Genomic DNA, 24816 nt, shown 5'->3' with positions numbered 1-24816 from the left:
GTAAATTCAACTTGTTTCTTTAATTTGGTTCAATTTGATGCCAATACCTATGCAATTTGATGAAACGCTTCTCGAAAAGATAAAGCATGATGATGAGCATGCTTTTAAGGCGATTTATGATCGGTATTGGTCCTTTATGTTTGCTATAGCTTTGCAGAAGACAGGTAAGACTGTTGTTGCAGAAGAAGTCGTGCAGAATATATTCATCGACCTATGGGAAAACAGACATCGAAAAGAAATCAGTAATCTGCGTTCTTATTTAGGAATGTCTGTACGCTATGCTGTAATTAATTATATTAAAAATCAACTGGTTCAAGAGCGATACAAGCAGCATGAACAACTTCATGGGAATCCTAACCCATCGATTGAAACGACATATAATTTAAAAGAGCTAAATGCCTGCATTGAAGCAGGGATTGCTTCTTTACCACAAAAGACGCAAGATATTTTCAAGTTAAGCCGCTTTGAAAGTCGCACGAATAAAGAGATAGCCCAGGATTTTCAAATAAGTGAAAAAGCGGTCGAATACCATATCACCCAATCGATAAAAACCTTACGTCGGCACCTAAAAGACTATGTGGTGCTTTTTATATATTTTTTCTTAAATTCTTTTTAGGGGTAATAGCTTGTTCGTTTACTTATCTATAGAAACGATACGTAAATGGATACGGAACAATACAAAAAGCTATTAGAAAAATACCTAAATGGACAATGTAGCCCTGAAGAAGAAAAGCTGCTCCAGAACTGGTATGATGGTTTGGATGTCCTCAATGCACAACAACAGGCTTCGCCCGAAGGAACGGAACTGAAAAGAATCGGAACCAATATATGGGAGGTCGTGGCGGACGCCACCTTGCAGCGTAAAAAGAAAAGGTCATTTGCACCCTTTTTCAAAGTGGCAGTGGCAGCATCGTTAGTTTTAGGGTTTTCATGGTTTTATTATGAGAAAACCAGTATTATACCTTTGTCTTACCGCATTTCGGTTGGTCAACCCGAGCGTTTAGAAAACAATAGTTTAGAGATTAAGAAACTATTACTGAGTGATGGTACGAAAATTCAATTGTATCCAGGAGCAAGCCTTAGCTTTCCTAAAATATTTGAAGGATCAAAACGAGAAGTATTTCTACAAGGAAAGGCTTTCTTCGAGGTCGCTAAGAATAAAAAGAAACCTTTTATTGTGCATAACTACCATCACGATATACACGTGGTTGGCACCAGTTTTATGGTCCAATCAACACCCGATATCGCAGCGAATTTTGTTGAAGTTCGTACCGGGAAGGTAAAGGTCAGTCCACGGAAAAACACGTTGTTTTCTTCTGAAAAACAGCAGAATACTGTTGTTTTGACACCAAACAAACGCTTTGTTTATAATGCGCAATTGTCTGATTTTAAAGAAGCTATTGTTTCATCGCCAAGGCCAATGAACGCGGATATGGAAAGTCATGCGGCACAGTATAGTTTTTCGTTTATGGATACACCGATACAGGATGTCGTGGATGCTTTAGAGGGGATGTATGGCATTCAGATCACATTTACAAATTCAAAAATGAAGGACTGTACCTTCACGGGAAATTTAAATGACGAAGATTTATTTAAGAAACTAAAATTGCTATGTGCCACCTTGGGGGCAAAATATAGCATTCATGATAGTACTATAATTATTGAGGGAGAGGGGTGTTAATCGTGAATTAATTACGTAACCTTAAAACATGTAGCCTATGTAAAATATTCTTACATCCAATTAAAAAAGATGCCGACAGTGTACGAGACTGCCGGCAAAAAATGTCCGAATTAAGCAAAACGAACGAAAACCGAATTTATGAAAAAAAAGCGAATTATTGTCCACTCAAAGACTGTGATGAGAATTTCCGTTGCACAAATTTTACTACTTGCCCTAGGTAATACGGTAGGTATGGCAAGCCCTGCGGTGGGGCAAGCTGTTTTAGATGCTAAAATCAGTGTCTCGGCAGAAAACAATACGATAAAAAATACCCTGAAGAATATTTCTAACCGGTATCAGATTGAGTTTGTTTATAGCCCGACTGCGATTGATGCCAATAGAAAAATAAGTTCTAAACTAGAAAATCAATCTTTAGCATTCTTTTTAAAGAATGCATTAAGACCGTATGGTATAGATTATAAAATTCACGAAAATAAAGTTATTCTTTATGCAAAACCTGCAGGCACGGAGATGGAAGAATCTCGTTTGGAGAAGCAGGTCCGTACAATTAAAGGAAGAGTCGTTGATGAAACGGGTAAACCGTTAGGCGGGGTAAGTGTTGTCGCTGCGGGGACCACGGCTGGAACCACGTCGGATGCAAGCGGTGGATATGAGCTGCCTATTCCGGATGGAGCAACGTCATTAACGTTTTCTTTCATCGGTTATCTTAAACAAGAAGTTCAGATTGGTAATCAAACCGTGATCAATGTGTCACTTACGGTCGATAACCAAGCATTGAGCGAGGTGGTGGTAGTTGGTTACGGTACGCAGAAGCGGAGCGATGTTACGGGAGCAGTGTCCACAATCAATGTGAATACGGCCAAAGCTATTCCAACAACCAATATCTCAGAGATGATTCGGGGACAAGCAGCTGGGGTCGCTGTATCGTTGGGGTCAGCACGCCCTGGTGGAACATCCAATATTCTGATCCGTGGACAGCGATCTATTACAGGAAGTAATGCACCGCTCGTGGTTTTAGATGGTTTCCCAATAGAGAATATTAATGATGTAAATCCAGATGATATTGCATCGATTGAGATTCTTAAAGACGCATCGTCACAAGCGATTTATGGTGCGCGTGCATCCAATGGTGTAATTTTGATTACTTCCAAGAAGGGTAAAGAAGGTAAAACAGCCATTGCCGCAAGCACCTACCTAACGAGTCAAAAACTAACAAAAAACTTTGATCTGTATTCGCCAGAGGAATTCGCACAATTCCGCCGTGAAGCAAAAAGAACAAGTAATGGTGGGGTGTTTTTACCGAAGGATGCAGATAATTTTGGTGGAGAGAAAGCGCCTGAATATTTGAACTATATAGCCGGTAATTTTGCAGATTGGGAAGATGCGGTGCTAAAAAATGGTCGAATCAGTAATAGTACCTTGAGTATCAATGGTGGTTCTGCGCAGACAAAAGTATTTAGTAGTTTAAATTACTTTAATCAGTCGGGACTAATTCCTTCCTCGGGATATAAGCGTGGAAATTTTCGATTAAACCTTAATCATAAGGTAAGCGAAAAAATTAGTATCGAAGCGAACTTGAATGCGGCTTTAGATGAGCAAAAAAAGGAATCTACTGGTTTAGATTTTATCACGATTAATCCATTCACCGGTCCTTACGATATCAATGGCAATTTGGTGAATAACGTGGCGGGCGTAAATGCAAGTAGCAGTACCATCAATCCGTTGTGGAATATACGGGAGTCAAGCAATGACGTAAAGTCTAACTTCTATAATCTGAATCTAGTTGGTAATTACAAGATCTTGGATAATTTGACCTACAAGATCAATGCCTTGTTCAGTAATAAAAACGTAGATGAAGGTTCCTACCGTACGCGTCTTCACCAAGAAGGAATGGGAAGTGTAAATGGAAAGGCAATGGTTTCGGATCTTAAACGTCAAGAATATCTAATTGAGAATATCTTAACCTATAAGCTAAACATTGGCGATATCCATGATATCGATGTGACGGCGGTGCAATCTATCAATCAAATCGATAATTCATTGACAAGCACCCAAGCTAATAATTTCCCGAATGATCTTTTAGGATATAAAGGTATCAGTAGTGCGCTCAACTTTAAAACGCTGCGCAACGACGATCGTCGCCGGTTGTTGTCCTATATGGGACGGGTACGCTACAGTCTCCTGGATAAATATCTAGTTACGGTAACAGCGAGACAGGACGGTGCTTCGGTTTTCTCTGCAAATGATAAGTGGTCTTTCTTCCCTGCAGCCTCATTGGCGTGGAAGATACACCAAGAAGAGTTCTTGAAGCCAGTTTCGGCAATCAATGAATTGAAGGCACGTGTAAGTTATGGTTCTGTAGGTAATCAAGCTTTGAGTCCTTATCAAACGTTGGGATTAGTCAATGTGCACAATTATGTTTTCAATGGAAATATTGTTGGAGGAAGTTTGCCAGGCAGTCAATTACCTAATCCTGGTATTACCTGGGAAACATCCACGACGCTCAACGCGGGGTTGGATTTTGGCTTACTTGAAAATCGTATTACGGGATCGGTCGATTATTATACGACCCGTACGCGAGACCTATTGTTAACGGTTCCTGTTAACTCCTTAACCGGTTTTACAAGTACGATTGCGAATGGTGGAGAATCTAAAAATAGTGGTATTGAGGCACTCGTGAATTATGCGATCATTCGGAATCAAGATTTTAAATGGTCTATAAATGCGACGTTTGCGAAGAACAAGAATGAAATTGTAAAAACTGGATTGGTTGATGCACAAGGAAGACCGCGTGATGATGAGAACAATAGTCGTTTTATCGGCAGTCCTATTACAGTCATTAATTCATATGCTTTTGATGGTATCTTCCAGACAGATGAAGAAGCGAAATCTTCAGCACAAGCCAACACCCCTAATTTTCAAACGCCGGCTTCTTTGATTGCTGGAGCGATACGTTTAAAGGATATAAATGGTGATGGAATTATTAATGACGATGATAAGGTTCGTTATAAAACTCAACCTGATTGGATCGGTTCTTTTGCTACGACGTTCTCTTATAAAGGGATTGATTTGCTAGCTGACTTCTATTATGTGAAAGGCGCCATGAAACGAAATCCATACTTGAGTGATTTTAACCAAGGCGGAACGTTCCAATCAGTTCGTAACGGTATTAAAGTAGACTATTGGACGCCAGAGCGCCCGTCGAACGAGTATCCACGTCCTAGTTTTGATATGGCACCGGCTAATATTGGAGCTCTAAGTGTGACAGACGCCTCTTACTTTAGGTTACGCACATTTTCGGTTGGATACACCTTACCGAAATCGTTTGTCAGTAAAGCGAATTTAAGCAGTTTACGCTTTTATTTCACAGGAACAAACCTTTGGACAGCGACGAAGTATAAATCGTATAACCCAGAGAATAATCCGAATGAATTCCCGGATGCGAAATCATTCACTTTTGGAATTAATTTAGGTTTATAATAGAATTACAGGTATAACAATAGAAGATATGACTTATCTATATAAAAGAGGAAAAGCCGCTTGGTGTTTAGCATTGATGGCTACACTATCGCTAAGTTCTTGTAAAGACTTTTTAACAGAGAATCCAACGACGCAGTTTAGTGCGGATTTTGTTTACAATACACCGGAAGGATTAGAGGCAGGGGTTGTTGGTTTGTATAATTTACAACGTGCGTTTTTTGATAATAACGATAATAATGGATCGAACAGTTTAATTATAGATGCAAAAGATGATCTGACCGTTCCGCGTGGTGGTGAGATCTCGAACTATGGATTGTTACGACAGGGGATCCATGCGGAAAGCAGTTCCGTGCATTCTTATTGGTGGAACAGCTATTATAAAATTGTAGACCGGGCAAATGCGCTTATTGCGTCTGCTGATAAGTTGGTCGGGATGGACGAAAGTAAACGCAAGTTGGTTTTGGCGGAAGCTAAATTTTTCCGTGCAACAGCCGTGTTTACGCTATTCCGTACGTTTAATAATATTTACGTAACGACAGAACCGACAAGCTTTGAAACGGCCTTCAATACAATCAATGAAAAAACGTCAGAGGCAGATATTTACAAACTGGTAAATGAGGATCTGACGTATGCAATTGCCAATTTACCTTGGGCAAGTTATCAAATTGGCCGGGTCAATCAAGCTACGGCACGCCACTTAAAAGCGGAAGTTGCCTTGTGGCAGAAAGATTGGCAGGAAGCGAAGACACAGGCCGAAGAGGTTATTAGTCAGAGTGGAACGTATAGTTTGGTTGCCACGACAGGACAGGTGTTTGCCGGCGATTTAAACCATAGAGAATCTTTATGGACCTTACAGTATAAGGAGTCTATTGACGGCAACCCGAATAAGCTGAACTTTAATCTTATGCCAAACTATGCAGAACTAATTCCTGGATCGAAATATTCTATCGAACAAGGTGGAAGAGGTTTTGGTTGGCTGACCGTTAACAACTACTTACGTGATCTGTTGTTGAAGGATCCAAATGATACACGTATTAAAGGGACATATTATATCAAAGATTACTATTACAACGATCCAGCGACATTACCAGCTGGGCAAACATTGGGTAGTAAGATAGAGCACCCGCAATGGAAGGAGTTTGGCGCGTCTGGTAATGATCGTCACTTGTTCTTTGTACGTTTAACGACGGGTTGTAAGAAATTCTTCCCGACGACTGGGATCCCAGTTAGTGATGCACATACCATGAATCGTATGATGTATCGATTGGCTGAAACGTTATTGTTCGCGGCCGAAGCGAATTTGAATCTTGGAAATATTGGTAGTGCTGCCGATCAGGTAACTGCGAAGACTGCTTTAGGACAAATCAATGCGATTCGTAAGCGTGCGGGCGCCGCTGGTTTGACAACTTTAAGCTTCCAAGATATCTTGGATGAACAGGCACGCGAGCTGGCATTTGAAGGAAAGCGTTGGTATATGCTGAAGCGTACAGGAAAGCTCTATGACTTTGTAAAAGAACATGCGGGGTATGGAAAACCGGGCGATGAGAGTTCGGACACGAACCAGTCGACAGGACATGCCAATACACCGTTGGATCCCTATCCATATCGGAATGATGCACGTCGTATTATTCGCCCGTATATGGTGAATTGGGTGATTCCGAGAGCGCAGATGAATCTCTTAGGACCAGATTACCCACAAAATGATGGATACGCGAGATAAGCCTTCATTGGGATTTTAGTTAGATAAGTTAGCAAGAAACTACGAAGCTCAGTCTTCGTAGTTTTTGTTTTTTATAACCAGATCAGAAAATTTTGTGTTTTCAATATGACAAAATCATAGGTGACAATAATGGCTTTAGCGGTACATTTACATTCCTAATGATAAAAGGTTTTATGACAACTGCGTGCGAAAAGACGAAGGAATCGGTGGAGGTAGGCAGAGGACGCGTAGTGGAACATATTTAATTGAATAATATGATAAATTTTGAATTTTATAACCCAACTAGAATTGTCTTCGGAGAAGGACAAATTGCCAAATTGAAAGAGTTGGTCCCGGCGGATGCGAAGGTTTTGTTGCTGTATGGTGGGGGAAGTATTTTTAAGAATGGTGTCTACGAACAGGTTAAAGAAGCGCTGGACGGCGTTCGGGTGACGGAGTTTGGTGGTGTTGAACCTAATCCGCATTTTGAAACATTGATGAAGGCTGTGGAGCTCATACGTCATGAAGGTTTAGATTTTATTTTAGCGGTAGGGGGAGGCTCCGTTATTGATGGAGCTAAGTTTATTTCGGCGGCTGTTAATTTTGATAATGACCCTAAAGAAATTCTCTACAAGCGGATGTCCATTAAGGAGAATGCTGTTCCTTTTGGCGCTGTCCTTACCTTACCAGCAACAGGTAGTGAGATGAATTCGGGATCGGTAGTTACGATTGCTGCTACGCAGGAGAAATTGCCTTTTGGAGGGCCCGCTTTGTTTCCTAAGTTTTCGATCTGTGACCCAACCGTTATTTCGTCTCTTCCCAAAAGACAATTGCAAAATGGAGTCATTGACGCATTTACGCATGTTATGGAACAGTATCTAACCTATCCGGTTGGCGCCTCTTTGCAGGATCGTTTTGCTGAAGGTATTCTACAGACGCTTGTTGAAATAGGCGTAAAGGTGGTCGAAAATCCGAAAGATTATACACTAGCAGCAAACTTTATGTGGTCGTGTACGATGGCGTTGAATGGACTGATACAAAAGGGCGTGCCGACCGATTGGGCAACTCATATGATTGGCCATGAATTAACAGCTTTATATGGTATCGACCATGCGAGGACATTAGCTATAATTGCACCAAACTTGTATACCGTGATGATCGATCATAAAGAAGAAAAGCTGGCACAGTACGGTAGACGTGTTTGGAATATTGAAGGGGTAGATAATAAGCAGGTTGCTGTAGAGGCGATTGCCAAGACGGTCGAGTTTTTTGATCAGATGGGTATGGAAAGAAAACTTTCCTCTTATACATCCGATACTGAAGATATTATCGAATTAATAAGTGATCGCTTTGAAAAAAGAGGATGGACAAAGCTCGGTGAAAACGGCATTGTAACACCCGATAAAGTTAGAGAAATCGTTCGTTTATCTATTGCATAGTATAAAGCGTACTTGTAGGTTGTGCAACTTTACAACTAAGTTTTTTCTTTTCTAAGCAGATGTACTTTTAAACCTCTTTCATTTCGAAACTGGGATCATAATGCTGTACCCGTTCAATAAAGTCCGGTATATTCGAAATGATTTGATGACTGTGGAAGACCCCATGTGCCTGCTGTGGCAGGGTCAACAAGTGTCGCGCTAATTCTGTGGTGAAGGCGGCTGTTATTTTCCCTTCATTATAGCCCGTGAAGGTATAGGTCTTCAAATCGCCTATTTTATCTTTTGCCTCCACTTTTACGCCAAAAACAGCGCTGCCGAATGACCACTTGTCGAATAGGGTGATAGCGAAATCTTGTATTCTTTTATTTTTAAAGAGCTTTGTCAGTCGACACTTTCGAAGGAATGCTGTTATGGATGTAAACCAATTACTGTCGAATGCCATTCGTGTTTGTACTGTCGTATGGGGTAGCGTTTTCCGTAGAACATGCTGGTCGGAGAAATCGAATGTGTAGAATTTTCTCGTACCAAGTAGTTCCGTTCGGATTGGATCGCTAAAACTGTCCATACGCATAGAACCCAGTATATAAGTGTGGTCCATATGATTAAATGTCCATCGATATGCCTGTTCCCCATGTTTTTCTCCTAGCCCGAGTAAGATGGATATCTCTACCATAACGGGGGCTTGTAGCTGACTATAAGCGTGCTGCGCTAATAAGTTTGTCATGCCTGGAGCAAGACCAGCACTCAATACAATGGTGCTTTTGTGCGTACGCGCCTGGGCATCGAGATTTTCTATTAGTTGCAGGCTTGCATATTGAGCAGATATATCTAAATAGTTGATTCCTTTAATAATACAGGCTTCAACGAATTTTGTATTTGGACTGTCTAAACATACGATGACCAATTGAACTTCATTCAGTATTGGATCATCTTCAAAGTTTGCTAAGTCAAATGCATATGGAATTACCTTAGAGGACAGCTCGTCCGCTAATTTTTCTGCTTTCGAATAGTTTCTTCCTGCTACCAAGATTAAGTTTGGATATGTATGAACTAAATTGGTCGCTATTTGCCGTCCAACAGCGCCGTAACCACCAACAATAAGTATCTTTTTTTTCATGCCAATGTTTATATCCTCAAATGTAGAAGAATACAGACGTTGGTTCGTTATAGGATTCTGGCTATTCGTTATAAAATTTATTGCGTGTTAATGGGCAAGTGATTCTGCCGGAGAGAAATGTTGCAGAATTTGCATTAATTTTTTCCGATACACGGGATTGGTGGGATCATGTTGTTTTGTTGCATTTCTTCGAATCCAAGAATCCAGTTTACCCGATAGGTAGAGCTCCTGAAGGCAAGGGTGGATATAGTGTTTTCGCGTAACCGCTCTTGTGTTGCCAAGATGCTGCGCGACCGTATCAATTGTTTGTAGAAGTTCATCTTTACGCCCATGTTCCGTAGTAGGGATTTCAGATCTCGATAGATATTGCAAGGTTAAGATGCATGCATACCAGGTTCGCATTGTTTTACATGTTACCTCAAGGTTCATAGAATGGCGTAGGTAATTATTGAGGTCTCCCGATTCAAGTGGTGTAATTTCTTTATTCTTATCATAATACTGAAAGAGTCGTTGCCCTGGAATTTCTTTTACCTTAGCAAGTAATGCAACTAATCCTTTTTGCTTTAAGTAACTTTGCTGACGAACGCCCTTTTTACCAATAAAACGAAAGAACATTTTATCCGTAGATACCTGTTTGACATGCCGATTGCGTAATGTTGTCAGACCATACGACTTATTCTCTTTTTCGTAAATATCATTTCCAACCCTAAAGTAGGTCATGCTCATAACAGCCAAAGCTACTGCACATACATGATCTTTAGTTAGCTCTTTCTGTTTAAGGTCGCGTACAATCTGTTTTTCCAGTCGAGGTAGATGTTGACCGAAACTATATAGATTATTGAATTTGTCACGGGTTCGCAGCGCTGTCCATAAAGCGTGATATCGATACTGCTTGCGCCCGCGACTATCAATTCCTGTCGCTTGAATGTGTCCATTGGCATAACGACAAATCCATACCTCTTGCCAAGCGGGAGGAATAACAAGCTTTCGAATCCGGTCTAATGTTTTTGGATTATGAATGATACTTTCTTTGTGGTCAAAGTAACAAAACGTATCACCTTTCCGGATCCGCTGATATCCCTTGTCTTGGGATGAAATGTAACGAAGACCTGCTTGATGCATCGCTTCTGTCTCAAGATCTATTCGTTGAGTCATAATGGATTGCCCTGTCAAGTTATGCTTAGAACCAGTTTTTTTCTGAAGCTGGTTTACTTACCTGTTTATCATTTAAATAGAGATCAATGCAAAAAAGAAACCTATATCTAAAATAGTTAAAAACTGTTTAATAGTCAAGCCTATTCTTTCTCGAAAAAGGTAGGTTGATCTAACTTAACGGCAATCCGGTAGGCAGCATTCAACAAGCCGACATGACTGTAGGCCTGTGGGAAATTGCCCCATTGACTACCTGTTTGCTCACAAACATCTTCGCTGAATAAAAGTAAGTGATTTGAATATCCGATGAGGTTATTCAGGGTTTCTTGTGCCTCTTCGATTCGACCAACGCAGGCCAAAGCCTCCACATACCAAAAAGCGCATACCAGAAAGGTAGATTTAGGTTTACCAAAATCATCACGATGCAGGTATCGATAAAATAGACCGTTTTCCCCTTTTAGTTCTTTCTCCATAGCACTTAGATGTAGCTTCGCGCGCTCACTCGCGGGATCAAGATAGTTCATCATAATCAGCTGTAGTGTGCTGGCGTCTAGATTCTCTCCACCGGCCGAATTGGTATATACATGTCGCTCTTGGTCGTAACAGTCCTCAATATGCTTCGTGGCCTTGCCAATCATTACGCGCGCCTGATGCGCAATATCTTCCATGCCATACATTTTGGCAATCTTTAACGCGGCAGTGCTTCCGGCCCACTGGAAGAGATTCGAATAGCAATGTCTATTTTCAAACTGTCGAAATTCCCAGATGCCGGCATCATATTCGTCAATAGTGGCTTTAATTTTTTGTAGGATGTAAGAGGTCCATTCCCGTGCGTTAATCTGTAGTTCGTAGTTAAACCGACTATCAGTTAACAAGGGGAGTAAAGCGATTAGTGCTTGTCCGTAGACATCATTTTGGATATGTTCATAGGCTTGATTACCGATACGTACCGGTTTGTTTTGCAAATAACCATCGATATGATCGAGTGTGCTTTCTTGTAGTTTCTGTTGTCCAAAGATGCCATACAATGGCTGCAGTCGGCCCGTATCCATATGGCTGATATTAGCAATATATGCCGCATACTTTTCCATCTCTTCAAACTGTCCAATATGACTTAGCGCGGTCAAAACATAATAGCTATCGCGTAACCAACAGTAACGGTAATCCCAATTGCGGCCCGACCCAGGATATTCGGGTAGACTGGTGGTGCTAGCGGCGATAATAGCCCCTGTATCCTCGTATTGATGCAGCTTAAGCGCTAATGCAGATCGAATAACTTCTTTTTGGTAAAAATTGGGGATAGAGGCACTCTTAATCCACTTTTGCCAATAGGCTTCTGTACGCGATAAAAACTCTTCTGCCGTCCGTTCAATCGGAGCTTCAAAGGCGCTTCCAAATGTCAAAATCAAGTAGATAGGTTTGGAAAGCACATAATGGGTGTTGTTTTCAAAAAAATGACTGACGGGCATAGTCGTGACTAATCGCATTCTGAGGTTGTCGTGGTAATATTGTACATGATTGCTCCCGCGTTGTTTTTCAAATTCCTGCTTACCGTATTCATATGTAGGGCGACAGGTGACCTGAATTTTTGGATATCCTTCGATAGGCTCTACTTTCCGGATCAAGATCAATGGCTTGTAATAACGTTCATATTGCTCAAACCGAGGAGCGAAGTCCGTAATTCGGTATCCGCCATCAGTGCTGAAAATTTCGGTACATAGGATATTCGTATTTTCAACATAGAATTGTCTGCTTTGCTTTATTTCTGTACTTGGCTTGATGGAAAATTCACCACCCTTATTTTTATCGAGGAGCGAACCGAAAACAAATGAATCTTCAAACGTCGGCCAACACAACCAATTGATGTCGGAATCCATTCCTATGTGTGCGATATAGGCACAGTTTCCGATTATTCCACTATTATAACGATGTCTTTGACTAGATTCCATAGGCATGCTCTTTTTTTGTTACTGTTACATTTGTTTTGTCTTTTTCTACGAAAATACTCTGTAGCAAGGTCGCCACTTCATGCTGGTTCTCGACGTAAAATTTGGCAACCGATTTTTTGTTGCCTACTTTAATACTGATGGTATTGTTCTTAGGCAGCTCAATGAACATATCTTCATCGGTGGCATCATCGCCTATAGCAAAAATGAAATCCGGTTGAAGGCGACGTACAATAGATAACGCTGCTTTACCTTTGTTTACATCGCGATTTTTGACCTCAATTACTTTATCGCCGCGCAACAGCTGTAAGCCATGGTGCGGGATAAGGTACCGCATACTATCGATCAGTTCCTGCGCACGAAATTGTCCCAATCCTTCTTGTGTTTTTCGGTAATGCCAAGCTAAGGAATACTCTTTCTCTTCAATAAAGGCACCGGCCGTCTTGTTGGCATATTTATGCATTACTTTCTTGATGGATGCCTTCCAGGTATTGGATAAGTCGGACTTACTTTTCCACGCACCATCGGGATATTTTTTCCAGACGCCATGTTCACCAACTAGAATATAGTTTTTGTTTGCAAACCATTTTTCAAGGATTTGATGGGGACGACCACTAATGATCACTATCTGATTGTTTGGTGACGCCTGTATCTTATCCAGTGTATCATATAGCTCATTGGTCGGTGCAGCTTTGTTGACATCATTATTGAAGCCAATGAGTGTACCATCGTAATCGAGAAAGAACAGTCTTTTTTTGGACAGTTGATACAATTTTAAAATGGCATCTTGGGTTTCAGGCCGGATTCGACGTGCAAAATCTTTGCCCTGCTGCATTTTTATTTCTTTTAATTTGGTGAAAAAGAGATCGACCCAATGGTGAATATTAAACTTTTTAACGAGTGCGATGCTGGCTGCCATCCGCTCATGTTGCTCTTCTTTGGGCATGGTTAAAGCTTGAGAAAGGGCATCTCGTATCTGATCGATAGAATGGGGGTTGATCTGTATGGCGTCGATAAGCTCTTTGGAAGCTCCGGCCAGCTCACTTAAAATGAGAACACCATCGGTTTGTTCCTTGCACGCGATATATTCCTTGCTAACGAGATTCATTCCATCTCGTACGGAGGTCACCAGGCAAATATCGGCAGCACGGTAGAGCGCAACAAGCTCTTCGACAGGGTATGAGGTATAAAAATACACAATAGGCGTCCAATCATTATTGCCATAGGCCGCATTGATATTGCCAACTTTTCGATCGATTTCATCTTTAAGCCTTTTGTATTGGTCCACGGTGTCTCGCGAAGGTACAACCAGCATATAGAGGACCACTTGACCTTTCCACTCGGGATGGCGAAGCAATAGGTCTTCAAACGCGGCGATACGTGGTAAGATTCCTTTACTGTAATCAAGTCGGTCTACCGAAACGATGATCTTTCTATTGGAAAAGTGTTCCCTAATTTCTCTCGAACGAGCTTTTATGGCTTTTTTCTTCGAAAGGGCATTGAATTTTTCAAAATCGATTCCTATAGGATAAACCTCCACATATACTGTTCGTCCGGAAACTTGCAAGTTATTATTAAAGATGGATAAGCCAAGGATATGCGTACAGGCATCTAGAAAATGTTGGGTATCATTGAAGGTATGGAAGGCGATGAGATCCGCACCTAAAATACCACGTAAGAGTTCATCTCGCCATGGTATGCTTCTAAAAACTTCATCCGGGGGAAAGGGGATATGTTGAAAATAGCCGATCGCAATATTCTCTTTCTTTTGTCGTATCATATGAGGAAGGAGCATGAGCTGGTAATCGTGAATCCAGACCGTGTCTTCGTTGCTGCAATGTAACTGGACGAGGTCGGCGAATTTTTGGTTTACAGTTTGGTAGCAATGCCAGTTGTCCGTATTGTAATTCGCGTAGGTGGGGCTGTAGTGTGATATGGGCCATAATACCTCATTCGAAAAGCCCTCATAATAGCCAGCAATCTCTTCTTCTGTTAAGAAAATAGGGATAAGGTTTAACGACGATAGTGTTTCTGTTATAAAATCTTTCTCCGCTTGATCCTTTGGAACGATACCGGGCCAACCAATCCATAGGTTATTGTCTTTATTATAAATGGAACCTAACCCCGTTGCAAGCCCACCTTCGCTGGCGCTGATCACTAGTTTTTCATCTTGTCGTTCGATCTTTATGGGGAGTCTATTCGAAATGATTAGTATTTTACCTGCTTGTTTTTTCATGATTTTCATATAGTTACATACGAACAGTTTCGCACCCCAAAAGGTTCATTTTTACCGAAGAAACCCTAAGGCACTCTTTCTTATTTCGAAAACGTAGTTTTTTTGTGTCGTCTCAACGAGTTCATCATCAATATGTAAGCATCTGTCTTTTGTTTTTAAAGTGAGCGCTTCGGCTTGGAATGTTTTCCAAAAGAAATTTGTCGTTTTTCCCTGGAGGAGTCGTTGGATATAGTCAGCGAATTCGGCGCGTTGTGTAGCTTCGATACAGACGATATCCAATAAGCCATCGTCTATTTTCGCAAGTGGCCCAAGATGTAGATTTGGCCCAATGTAGGGGGTATTGAGCACTTCAATAGCCAGTGATTTACCACGATAGCAGATTTCGCCATTACGCGTTATCTCATACTTTTGAGTAGGGGCAGATAAGACAACCTGATGTAATGTCTCCAAGGCGAAGATCAACTCATCCTGTGTGGTCTTTAGTTGACTACAGTCTATCTTGTCCATTGTTTTCATGAGTAAGGGAAACAGACCAAAACCGGCTGCTTCTAAGAAGAACTGTAGTTTTCTTTTTACCTTGATAATACCGATATCAAAGGGTTGTATATTCTTTTTTTGCCAGTTTAACAGATAGCTGTTATAATCTCTGTCGGCATGAATGGCTAAAGTCTTTGACAGGTTGTTTGCTGTTCCCATGGGCAAGATTGCCATAGGAATTTGTTTATGCAGTATCGTTCTTTTCGTTAATTCTTTGGCGATACGTCGCACAGTTCCATCACCTCCGGCCACGACAGCAAAAGCTGCCTTTTCAAGTTTTTTCTTCCATCCTTTAGTTTTTTTTACACTAAAGTAGCCCACCTTGTAGGCTTTTTCTTCAATCAATTCAATAAGGTCCGATTTCTTGTGGTCCTCATCTCCAGCCCCTGGGTTGTGTAGTATAATGGCCTTTTCCATAGATATTGTTTTATGAATGAACGTTTATGTAGGCTTAAACGTTCTTAAAATTTGAGAACTTCTTTATGACGATGCTATGAAAATATTAATTACAAATGATGACGGTATCTATAGTCCGGGTATTGCTGCTTTGGCACAGGTTGCCAGAAAATTTGGTGAGGTTCGTGTGGTTGCTCCCGATGTCGAGCAGTCTTCTATGGGGCATGCTGTTACCCATTCGAGGCCATTGAGCTATAAAAAGTCACCGATAGATTTCCCAGATATTGAAGCCCATCGGGTGAATGGTACGCCGGCAGATTGTGTGGCGATGGGTACGCACCTATGGAAAAATGTCGATGTCGTGCTCTCCGGTATCAACATGGGGCCAAATTTGGGAAATTCGATGTGGCATTCTGGAACATTAGCTGCCGCCAAACAGGCGGTCTTACTGGGAATAAAGGGGATTGCGCTGAGTACCCCGGTAGGGAAGACGGAGCCTGATTTTCAGCAGTTGGAAAATTATGTAGAAAAAACTTTAAAGCTGCTTTTGGCGGATGACGAACTGGCTTTATTCAATGTGAACTTTCCGCCGAATCCGGAAGGTATTTTATGGACGAGACAATCGGTGCGTTTGTATGATGGTATCATTGTACCGGGAACAGATCCATTGGGACGTAAGCATTACTGGTTCACTGTGGCACCTTTGGAACCGGCTGAAGAGGGGACAGATCGATGGGCGATGGATCATAATAAGGTTTCCATTACGCCCTTGCGGTTGGATTTGACCGATGAGGTCATGCTGCAACGCAAAACAGGTTTGTAGCTTGTAAATAGACTGGGTCGTCTGCTTGATGCCAGACGACCCATGATTTTTTTATAGCAGAAAAAGTAGTATCCTTTGGCTGTTTAGTGATTTCTAATGGCGTTAATTAGTTCGTTTTTGCGCATGCTGTGGCGGCCACTAATTCCGATCTTTTTTGCTTGTTCCAGGAGCTCTATTCTGCTGCGTTCGTTTAGGTTGCTGGCAAGCCCGCCACGACGGCTAGCTCCCGGGCTGTTCGCTATTCTAGCGGCCTTCTCTTTGCTGGCCCCTTGACGGCGTAAGGCGTCATAGGTGGCGTCGTCTTTGATTTGTTTTCTGTGTTCTTTAGTCATCGTTGTTTTTGTCTAATGGTTTAAATCCTCACCTTGAACCGACCCTATTCGATGATCAGTCCATCTTTATTTTATCATGGACAATTCTGTGGTTAATAGGGTTGATTTTTCTTGGTAATCAGGTGTTTGAACGGTGTTGTTGTGGGGGTAAAAACGGGTGGATGATCCTTTTTCCGATAGAAGTACTGATTTTTTACTTGGAGACAACGCTCTGAAGGATCAGCTGTTCATTAATACAGAAAGTGTAGCAGAGGAGGGGACATTTAAAATGAACAACGATGAAACTATATCGAAGAAAGAAAAGCGAAGAAGTACCCAAGGTAGTTCTCGAGGAGGCCAACGACAAACCAGCGGCACGTGGGATTTGGATAACTATATTTATTGTGATCCTTGTGTTGGGACTGGCGTATTACCTCTTTTTTAAGGATTACTTCATCACCGATTAAATCAATTTTTCAAACGAGACTATACGTCTTTAAAAACAATTACCATGAAAAGAACAGAAAAAAATGACATGCCAAACGGACATTTACATGAGCTGTTTGTCGATGAGCTTAAGGATGCATTGAGTGCGGAGAAACAATTGTTGACAGCGCTTAAGAAAATGCAGCAAGAAGCGACCAATGAAGAACTGAAAGGTGCTTTTGCAGACCATCATGAACAAACGCAAGAGCATATTCACCGATTAAAGCAAGTATTTGACCACCTGGGGCTGGCGCCTCGGGCAAAGACTTGTAAAGCGATGCAGGGACTACTGGAAGAAGCCGAAGAAATAAGCTTTAACTTTGACGGCGATCCGATAAAGGATGCTGCCTTGATTGCTGCAGCACAGAAAGTGGAACACTACGAAATGGCAACCTATGGTACATTAGTGACCTACGCGAATATGATGGGACATAAACAGTCGGAGGACCTTTTACAGCAGACGCTGGATGAGGAAAAAGAGACGGATAGGTTGTTAACGGATATTGCTGTCAACAAGGCTAATTTAGTTAGTGCGTTCTAGATGTTTCAAACTACTCTTGTACGGAAAAGCTCCTGTGTTTGTTCTAGAACATGTGCGTTTCGTTGCTCGATGACATTAAATCAGGTATTTACATCGGTGAAAGTGGATGTAAATACCTGATTTTTATAGCGATGCTATTGCCATCCACCTCCCAGTGCACGATATAAAGAAACGCGCGCCGACAGCTGATCTCTCTTATTTGTTGCGAGTTCCAGTTCACTTTCCAGCAATTGTCCTTGGGCAATAACCACTTCCAGGTAGGTTGCCATACCACTTTGGAACAATAGGTCAGCTTTACTGATGGCCTGCTCTAATTGCTGGGCACGGCGCTCCAATACATCTTGCTGACTGTGCAACTTCTCGATAGATACCAAGGCGTTGGACACTTCGTTTACGGCAACCAAAACCGATTCTCGGAAGCTTATAACCGCTTTTTCACGATCGACCAGCGCCACCTCGTAGTTGGTTTTTATACGCTTGCCCTGCAAGATAGGTTGGGTAATCCCACCGGTAACGGTTCCAAAGAGCGAGGCGGGTAGAGTGAACCAATTACTTAGTTCGAAGCTGTTGACGCCCGCACTAGCACCAATGCGCAATGCCGGATAAAAATCTGCTTTGGCAATACCTACTTCCGCATTTGCACGCGTCAAAGCCAGTTCGGCTTGTTTAACATCCGGTCTGTTGGCAACCAAAGCCGATGGTAGGCCTGTAGATAGGTTCTCTTTGGTGCTTGGCACAGCAAGCCCTACACTGCGTTGGATTGCATTCGGAAAGGAACCTGCCAAAATACTCAAGGCGTTTTCTTGCACGGTAATCTGTTGTTCGAACAGCGGGATCAGCTTTTCTGCATTTAGCTGTTGGGCTTCAGCCTGTGCAATGGCTAAAGCGCTCACCTGTCCCGATTGGAACTGCCATTCGATAAGTTTTCGTGTCTGTAGCGTTAATGCTGCATTTTTCTTCGCCGTATTCAACTGGTAGTCCAACATCAGCAAGTTGTAGTAGCCCTGTGCTACTTCCGCGATTAATGCCGTTTGTACCGCTTTTCTGGCCGCATCGGTTTGCAGGTAATTGGTCTCGGCAACGCGCTTTTGATTCTTGATCTTGCCCCAGATATCGGCCTCCCAGGAGAGGCCTACGTTGAGGGCATATTCCTCGATATGGCTACGTTGGAGCGCCTGGTTGAGATTGGCGCCCAACATGCTGTTTTCAGAAGGACTGTTGCTGCTGGCCTGTACGCCAAGCTGTACCTCTGGTACATTGCCCCATTTGGCTTTCGTCCACTGTAACCGTGCTATTTCCAGGTTTTTAAGCGCGAGTTGTAACTGGTTGTTCTTGGCAACGGCATCGGTAATCAGTGTTTTCAAGGCCGGGTCTACAAAAAAGTCATTCCACGGGAGAGCTGCTAAAAGACGATTGTTGGAAGAATCCGTTAGACTAGAGATTGTATCTGCCGATCGGTACTGCGGTGGCAGCGTCTCTTGGGAGTACGTGATATCCTTCGATATCTTACAAGAAGCGACGACGGCAAGCAACAGTGCAATAGCGGCAAGGCGTTTTATATGAATTGTGTACATAGATATTTCGTTAAATAGTATCGTTAATCTGATCTTTTACCTGCGGTATCGGCTTACCCGATATCTTTTCCTGTAGATATTGAAAGAGGACGAACAAAACAGGAATAATGAATAAGCCTAATATCACACCCGACAGCATACCGCCAGCGGCACCAATACTGATCGAATGATTCCCCATTGCGGAAGGTCCTTTCACGTTCATCATCGGAATTAACCCGGCAATGAAAGCAACAGAAGTCATGATGATGGGGCGCAAACGTAACCTAGATGCTTCGACAACGGAGGAGAGCAAGCTTTCGCCCGTACGTCGACGCTGCAAGGCAAATTCCACAATCAGGATCGCATTTTTTGCGAGCAAACCAATCAACATCACTAAGGCGACCTGCACATAGATGTTGTTCTCCAGACCCGTCAGTCCGATCGCGATAAAAACGCCCAGCACGCCTGTCGGAATAGAGAGTATAACCGCCAATGGTAGGATATAACTCTCATATTGTGCGGCTAAAAGGAGGTAAATAAACAAGAGTGATAAACCGAAGATGATGGCTGATTGCCCGCCGGATGATAACTCTTCTTTGGTCATGCCGGAAAACTGATGGTTATAGCCTGCAGGCAATTGCTGGGCTGCCACTTCTTCGACGGCCTTGATCGCGTCGCCTGAGCTATAACCTGGCTTAGCAATAGCGTTGATGCTGATCGAGTTAAACAGGTTGTACCGCGATGCCGTTTCTGGTCCGTATACCCGATGTAAGGTGACTAAGGTATTGATTGGCACGGCTTGTCCGAGTCTGTTTTTAACAAATACACCCTCCATGGTGGTCAGGTTGGCACGATCGTCTTTTTGCGCCTGCATCATCACGCGGTAGTACTTACCAAAGCGATTGAAATCGGTGGCCTGCGAAGAACCAAAATATACCTGCATGGTGCGCAGGATATCTTTGACATTGACCTGTAGCTGCGCGGCCTTCAGCTCATCAACCTCCAGGTTGTACTGTGGGTAATCGGCTTTGAACGTGGTAAATGCCATGGCAATTTCGGGACGTTGCATCAAAGACCCGATAAACTGATTGCCAATATCGCTGAATTTATTGAGGCTACCACCAGTCTTGTCTTGTAAAACCATATCCAGTCCGTCCACATTGCTAAATCCCGGGACGGTAGGGAAGGTAAAGACAAAAAAGTTGACACCTTTGACGACGGAAAGTTTCTGATTCACCTCCGCCATGATTGCATTGATATCGCTGATTGGCCCCCGTTCTTTTGCCGGCTTCAGCAACAGGAAGATAACCCCACTGGAAGGATTGGTAGACTGTGTCATCACATTGAATCCTGACATGGCATTCACGGTTTTGGCCGAGGGCAATTGCATCAAAATACGCTCGGCCTCGTCAATATTTTTGATCGTACGATCCAATGAGGTCCCTCCAGGCATTGATACCGAAATGGCCATAAAGCCTTGATCTTCCGATGGGATAAACCCCGTTTTGGTGCGGTTGACCAACACTACCGTCGCCAACGTAATTAATACCAAGCCAGCCATACTTACCCATTTGTATCGGATTAAAAGTTGTATACCCCCCAAGTATTTGCTTGTCAGGTTGTCAAACCCACGGTTAAAGCCGATAAAAAACTTTTGTTTAAACGTTTTCTTTTCTGCCGTACCGCTATTTTCATGATGCACTGGTTCTTTGAGGAAGAGCGCGGCCAACGCAGGGCTCAACGTTAAAGCATTGACAGCGGAAATAATAATGGCAATGGCCAAGGTGAGGGCAAACTGGCGGTAAAAGACGCCCGTGGACCCTTCCATAAAACCGACCGGTAAAAAAACGGCGGCCATGACCAGTGTAATAGAAATGATTGCCCCCGTAATTTCTCCCATCGCTGAAGTTGTAGCCTCCTTCGGTGGCAAGTGGCTGTGTTCCATCTTGGAGTGAACAGCCTCCACCACAACAATAGCGTCATCCACCACAATTCCAATGGCCAGTATTAAGGCAAAGAGCGTCAATAGGTTGATCGAGAAACCAAATAGTAGCATAAAGAAAAAGGTACCCAAAATAGCGACTGGTACGGCAATGGCCGGAATTAAGGTCGAGCGGAAGTCTTGCAGGAAGATAAACACAACCAAGAAAACCAAGACAAAGGCCTCCAGCAGCGTTGTGATTACCTGATTGATGGATTGATCCAAAGCATCTTTGGTGTTGTAGAGAATCAGGTACTCGACTCCTTTAGGGAAATCTTTCGCCGCCTTTTGCATCAGCTGATCGATAGCCACCTGTATTTCACTAGCGTTCGATCCGGCGAGCTGCATGGTGCCGATATTGATCCCCGGCTTGCCATTCACCTTGGTGGAGCTACCGTAGGTATATGATCCCAGTTCTACCTTGGCGACATCCTTGAGGCGCAGTACCGAGCCATCCGGATTGGAGCGGATAATGATATTTTCATAATCTGCCGCTTTGTTGAGCTTTCCTTTGTATTTAATGATATATTCAAAGGACTCCGTACTGCTTTCGCCGAACTTTCCGGGGGCAGCCTCCAGATTTTTGTCTTGGATTGCTGCGGTTACTTCGTCAGGTGTCAGATTATAGGTGGTCATTTGCGTCGGGTTTAACCAGATACGCATTGCGTAGTCCTTGTTTCCACCGAACACCATAGCCTGTCCGACACCCGAGATACGTTTTATTTCAGGAATAATATTGATTTGTGCATAGTTGGCGAGGAAGGTTTCGTCAAATGATTTATCGTCTTCGGCGTAAAGGGAAACGACCATCAGCAAACTGTTTTGTTGCTTGTTGGTCGTGATCCCTGCTTTAACGACCTCCTCGGGCAGCTGGTTGGTAGCCTGCGCAACGCGGTTCTGCACGTTTACCGCTGCTTGATCGGGGTCAGTACCGAGCTTGAAGTACACCATAATGGAGAGTGAACCATCGTTGCTAGCCGTAGAAGTCATGTAGCTCATATTCTCGACCCCGTTGATGGATTCCTCCAAAGAAGGGGCCACCGCGCGCAAGACCGTCTCGGCATTGGCGCCCGGATACAACGCCGTCACCAGTACCGAAGGGGGCGCAATATCAGGAAACTGCTGGAGTGGTAATTTGTAGAGACCTAAGATTCCTAATATAATGAGGATAACAGAGATCACCGTCGCGAGGACGGGTCTGTTTATAAATTTTTTAAACATGGGTTTTTGTTCTTTTTTAGTTTGTTTTAGCCGCAAGCACCTTTTTTGTTTCCGGCGCTATCTGCATACCGTCCTGTAACCTGTCAAATCCCTTGTGCACAATGCGATCTCCGCTTTGAAGCTCGTCACCGATCAGGTAGTTGTTGCCGCTTCGTCCTACGATTTGTATTTGTTTTTTCGTCACTTTGTTTGCGCCGTCCAAGGCATAAACAAACACCTTGTCCTGTACTTCAACGGTAGCTTCCTGGGGTACCAGGATGGCGTGGTCATGCTTGATCTTTAGCTGAATCTTTCCCGTGTTGCCAGAGCGCAGGATACCTTGCGGGTTGGGGAAGGTAGCACGCAGCATAATCGAACCGGTATTCGGATCAAACTGCCCGTTTACAACATCAATTTTGCCAACCTCTTGGTAGGCTGACTTATCTGCCAGTTCTAGCGTAACAGGTGGTAAATTTTTAACCTTATCGGATAGGGTAGTACCCAAATTTTGGTTTTTGAATTGGATGAAATCAATCTCGCCCAGCGAAAAGTAAACATATACCTGAGATACATTGGATACCGTGGTCAAAGCTTCGACATCGGTGGGCGAAAGCAGGCTTCCTTGTCGCTTGGGTAACCTTCCGATATAACCGCTGACCGGTGCATGTACATTGCTATAGCCTAAGTCGATCTTGGCATTTTCGACCATGGCTTTGGCTTGCTCCAAATTCGATAGTGCGACCTGATGGGCTGCCTGTGCTGATTTTAACTGAAAGTCTGAAACGACCTTATTTTGAACCAAGGGCGTCAGCTTGTCGATCTCAAGCTGCGTGTTGATCAGCGCCGCTTTTGCGGCATTTACATTGGCGATGGTAATGTTTAACTGCTCTCGGAAAGGACGCTCGTTAATCTTAAAGAGCAGCTGTCCTTTGGTGACATAGGCGCCTTCATCGACATAGACACGTTCCAACGTGCCGCCCACCTGTGTTCGGATTTCAATATCCGTGATACCACGAATCGCAGCTGGATATTCTTTGATGGTATGCGCATCTGCTTCGTTCACGGTATACACGGGAAGGGACGGAACTGTTGTTGCTTCGGTGGCCGCCTTGGGCTCGGAGCAGGCTTGTAAAATCAAGCTGAGGATGATACTGGAAAAAAATAACTTTTTCATTGTTGTTAAGCGGATAAAGAGTTGTTTATTTTAGAGATAATCTATTTCAGTTATATAGTTTAACGATGTTAAGTCGAGAAAAAAAGACAAACGAAATCCTGCTCCGCAAAAGGGAGTGCTGTAAAACCTGTTTTTAGTGACGGAAACTAGAAACAGTGTGAATCGGGTATCTTTATTTTAATGCTATTAAATAAATTAACAACGTTAAGTAAAGGGTAAAAGGCCGTATAAAAGAAAGCAGATCTTGGTGCAGTAGTTCATGTTGATTTTAGCGTGTAATCCGTCTGATTACTTTTTTTTAATGTGGTAAAACTATTTAACAGTGTTAAGTATTGTTCGCAAAAAAAACGAATTTCTTGCGTTATTTTACGAACTCGTCGTTTCTTTGACTGGAATTTCTTCCTGTTTGTAGAGGGAGCGCGTTATAGCCACTACCGCATCTTTGAAAATTTGTTCATTGGTAGTCTCGGAGAGACCATTACCAATCATATTGACGGAAATAAGGCCGTGGATGACGGAGAAGAAAGTGAAGTACTTTATCTTTACTTCAGCTCCTGTAGGCTGTTGATCCTGCATAATTTCTTCAATACATTTCACAAAGAGTTGGTAGGTGGTCTCGCGTTCGAAATTATCGGACTGCACACAACACTTCATCTCCACGCCAAACATAACCTGGTACAATTCTTTATTCGCAAAAGCAAAATTCCAAAACGCGACCCACATGGCTTGGAGCTTTTTATCCGGGTGTGTTTCCGTTTCGCTGGCGGCTTTCACGAGTTTGGTGAGGTTGTTATGTCCTTTACAGGTGAGCTCCTCAATAATAGCTTGCTTATTGGCAAAGTACTCATAAATGATGGGCGCGGTATATTCAATGCGATCAGCAATCTTGCGCATGTTCAGCCCTTCCCATCCTTCTTCCTTGACGATCGCATAAGCGGCATCCAGAATACTATTTCTAGTTTCTTCTTTTTGTCTTTGTATGCGATCTTTACTGGCCATATTAAATTATCTAACAACGTTAAGCAAAAGTAGTATTAATTTATTTAACGCTGTTAGATTTTTTT

At 42.8% G+C, this 24816-nt stretch carries 18 protein-coding genes; 8 read left to right on the top strand and 10 right to left on the bottom strand.

Annotation, left to right across the window (positions count from 1 at the left end):
• Positions 1-49 precede the first annotated feature (49 nt).
• The 5 genes from E2P86_RS11490 to E2P86_RS11470 all read left to right on the top strand — a co-directional run bounded on the left by E2P86_RS11490 (position 50) and on the right by E2P86_RS11470 (position 8299).
• Positions 50-616, top strand: a complete 567-nt coding sequence (locus tag E2P86_RS11490; RefSeq protein WP_166785197.1) for an RNA polymerase sigma-70 factor — start codon at positions 50-52, stop codon at positions 614-616.
• Between the two features lie 45 nt (positions 617-661).
• The gene (locus E2P86_RS11485) at positions 662-1681 is read left to right on the top strand and encodes a FecR family protein (RefSeq protein ID WP_134433133.1); all 1020 of its coding nucleotides are present in this window, start codon (positions 662-664) and stop codon (positions 1679-1681) included.
• A gap of 177 nt (positions 1682-1858) precedes the next feature.
• Positions 1859-5161 carry a TonB-dependent receptor gene (locus E2P86_RS11480; protein ID WP_240775601.1) on the top strand — a complete coding sequence of 1101 codons (3303 nt, stop codon included), beginning with the start codon at positions 1859-1861 and terminating at the stop codon, positions 5159-5161.
• 28 nt (positions 5162-5189) lie between these two features.
• Positions 5190-6881: a RagB/SusD family nutrient uptake outer membrane protein gene (locus tag E2P86_RS11475; protein WP_134433129.1), complete on the top strand. Its 1692-nt coding sequence runs from the start codon at positions 5190-5192 to the stop codon at positions 6879-6881.
• Between the two features lie 254 nt (positions 6882-7135).
• Positions 7136-8299: an iron-containing alcohol dehydrogenase gene (locus E2P86_RS11470; RefSeq protein ID WP_134433127.1), complete on the top strand. Its 1164-nt coding sequence runs from the start codon at positions 7136-7138 to the stop codon at positions 8297-8299.
• Positions 8300-8366: 67 nt separating this feature from the next.
• Here E2P86_RS11470 and E2P86_RS11465 read toward each other — a convergent pair whose 3' ends face one another.
• The 5 genes from E2P86_RS11465 to E2P86_RS11445 all read right to left on the bottom strand — a co-directional run bounded on the left by E2P86_RS11465 (position 8367) and on the right by E2P86_RS11445 (position 15704).
• Positions 8367-9416 carry a saccharopine dehydrogenase family protein gene (locus E2P86_RS11465; RefSeq protein ID WP_134433125.1) on the bottom strand — a complete coding sequence of 350 codons (1050 nt, stop codon included), beginning with the start codon at positions 9414-9416 and terminating at the stop codon, positions 8367-8369.
• 87 nt (positions 9417-9503) lie between these two features.
• Positions 9504-10571, bottom strand: coding sequence for a DNA topoisomerase IB (locus E2P86_RS11460; RefSeq protein WP_134433123.1), 1068 nt, complete (start codon positions 10569-10571; stop codon positions 9504-9506).
• Positions 10572-10711: 140 nt separating this feature from the next.
• Positions 10712-12517 (bottom strand): glycoside hydrolase family 15 protein, encoded by a 1806-nt coding sequence (locus E2P86_RS11455; protein WP_085471476.1) that lies wholly within the window; start codon positions 12515-12517, stop codon positions 10712-10714.
• Positions 12507-14750 carry a bifunctional alpha,alpha-trehalose-phosphate synthase (UDP-forming)/trehalose-phosphatase gene (locus E2P86_RS11450; protein ID WP_134433121.1) on the bottom strand — a complete coding sequence of 748 codons (2244 nt, stop codon included), beginning with the start codon at positions 14748-14750 and terminating at the stop codon, positions 12507-12509. The genes E2P86_RS11455 and E2P86_RS11450 overlap by 11 nt, the downstream gene beginning before the upstream one ends.
• A gap of 51 nt (positions 14751-14801) precedes the next feature.
• Complete coding sequence (locus tag E2P86_RS11445) at positions 14802-15704, bottom strand: diacylglycerol/lipid kinase family protein (RefSeq protein WP_134433119.1); 903 nt, start codon at positions 15702-15704, stop codon at positions 14802-14804.
• Positions 15705-15780: 76 nt separating this feature from the next.
• On the opposite strand from E2P86_RS11445, the gene surE reads away from it, so the two are divergent.
• Complete coding sequence (surE, locus tag E2P86_RS11440; RefSeq protein WP_134433117.1) at positions 15781-16506, top strand: 5'/3'-nucleotidase SurE; 726 nt, start codon at positions 15781-15783, stop codon at positions 16504-16506.
• An 83-nt stretch (positions 16507-16589) separates the two neighbouring features.
• Here the strand turns inward: surE and E2P86_RS11435 are convergent, their stop codons facing one another.
• Entirely contained in the window at positions 16590-16838 is a 249-nt protein-coding gene (locus E2P86_RS11435) for a DUF7218 family protein (RefSeq protein WP_134433115.1), read from the bottom strand.
• 278 nt (positions 16839-17116) lie between these two features.
• Here E2P86_RS11435 and E2P86_RS18210 point away from each other — a divergent pair, with 278 nt between their 5' ends.
• Together E2P86_RS18210 and E2P86_RS11430 are read left to right on the top strand one after the other, a co-directional pair.
• The gene (locus E2P86_RS18210) at positions 17117-17284 is read left to right on the top strand and encodes a hypothetical protein (protein WP_166785196.1); all 168 of its coding nucleotides are present in this window, start codon (positions 17117-17119) and stop codon (positions 17282-17284) included.
• Positions 17285-17328: 44 nt separating this feature from the next.
• On the top strand, positions 17329-17844 hold the full coding sequence (locus E2P86_RS11430) for a YciE/YciF ferroxidase family protein (protein ID WP_134433113.1): 516 nt from the start codon (positions 17329-17331) through the stop codon (positions 17842-17844).
• Between the two features lie 134 nt (positions 17845-17978).
• On the opposite strand, the gene E2P86_RS11425 is transcribed toward E2P86_RS11430, so the two are convergent.
• From E2P86_RS11425 to E2P86_RS11410, 4 genes are all read right to left on the bottom strand, one after another.
• Complete coding sequence (locus tag E2P86_RS11425; RefSeq protein ID WP_134433111.1) at positions 17979-19418, bottom strand: efflux transporter outer membrane subunit; 1440 nt, start codon at positions 19416-19418, stop codon at positions 17979-17981.
• Between the two features lie 10 nt (positions 19419-19428).
• Positions 19429-22599, bottom strand: a complete 3171-nt coding sequence (locus E2P86_RS11420; protein ID WP_134433109.1) for an efflux RND transporter permease subunit — start codon at positions 22597-22599, stop codon at positions 19429-19431.
• A gap of 16 nt (positions 22600-22615) precedes the next feature.
• On the bottom strand, positions 22616-23752 hold the full coding sequence (locus tag E2P86_RS11415) for an efflux RND transporter periplasmic adaptor subunit (protein WP_134433107.1): 1137 nt from the start codon (positions 23750-23752) through the stop codon (positions 22616-22618).
• 366 nt (positions 23753-24118) lie between these two features.
• A complete protein-coding gene (locus E2P86_RS11410) occupies positions 24119-24751 on the bottom strand; it encodes a TetR/AcrR family transcriptional regulator (protein WP_085471484.1) in 633 nt (210 codons plus the stop codon).
• Positions 24752-24816 lie beyond the last annotated feature (65 nt).

Source organism: Sphingobacterium psychroaquaticum (genome assembly GCF_004421025.1).
Lineage (GTDB): Bacteria > Bacteroidota > Bacteroidia > Sphingobacteriales > Sphingobacteriaceae > Sphingobacterium > Sphingobacterium psychroaquaticum.
Note: the sequence above shows the minus strand (reverse complement) of the source record. Positions and strands in the feature narration are given on the sequence as shown.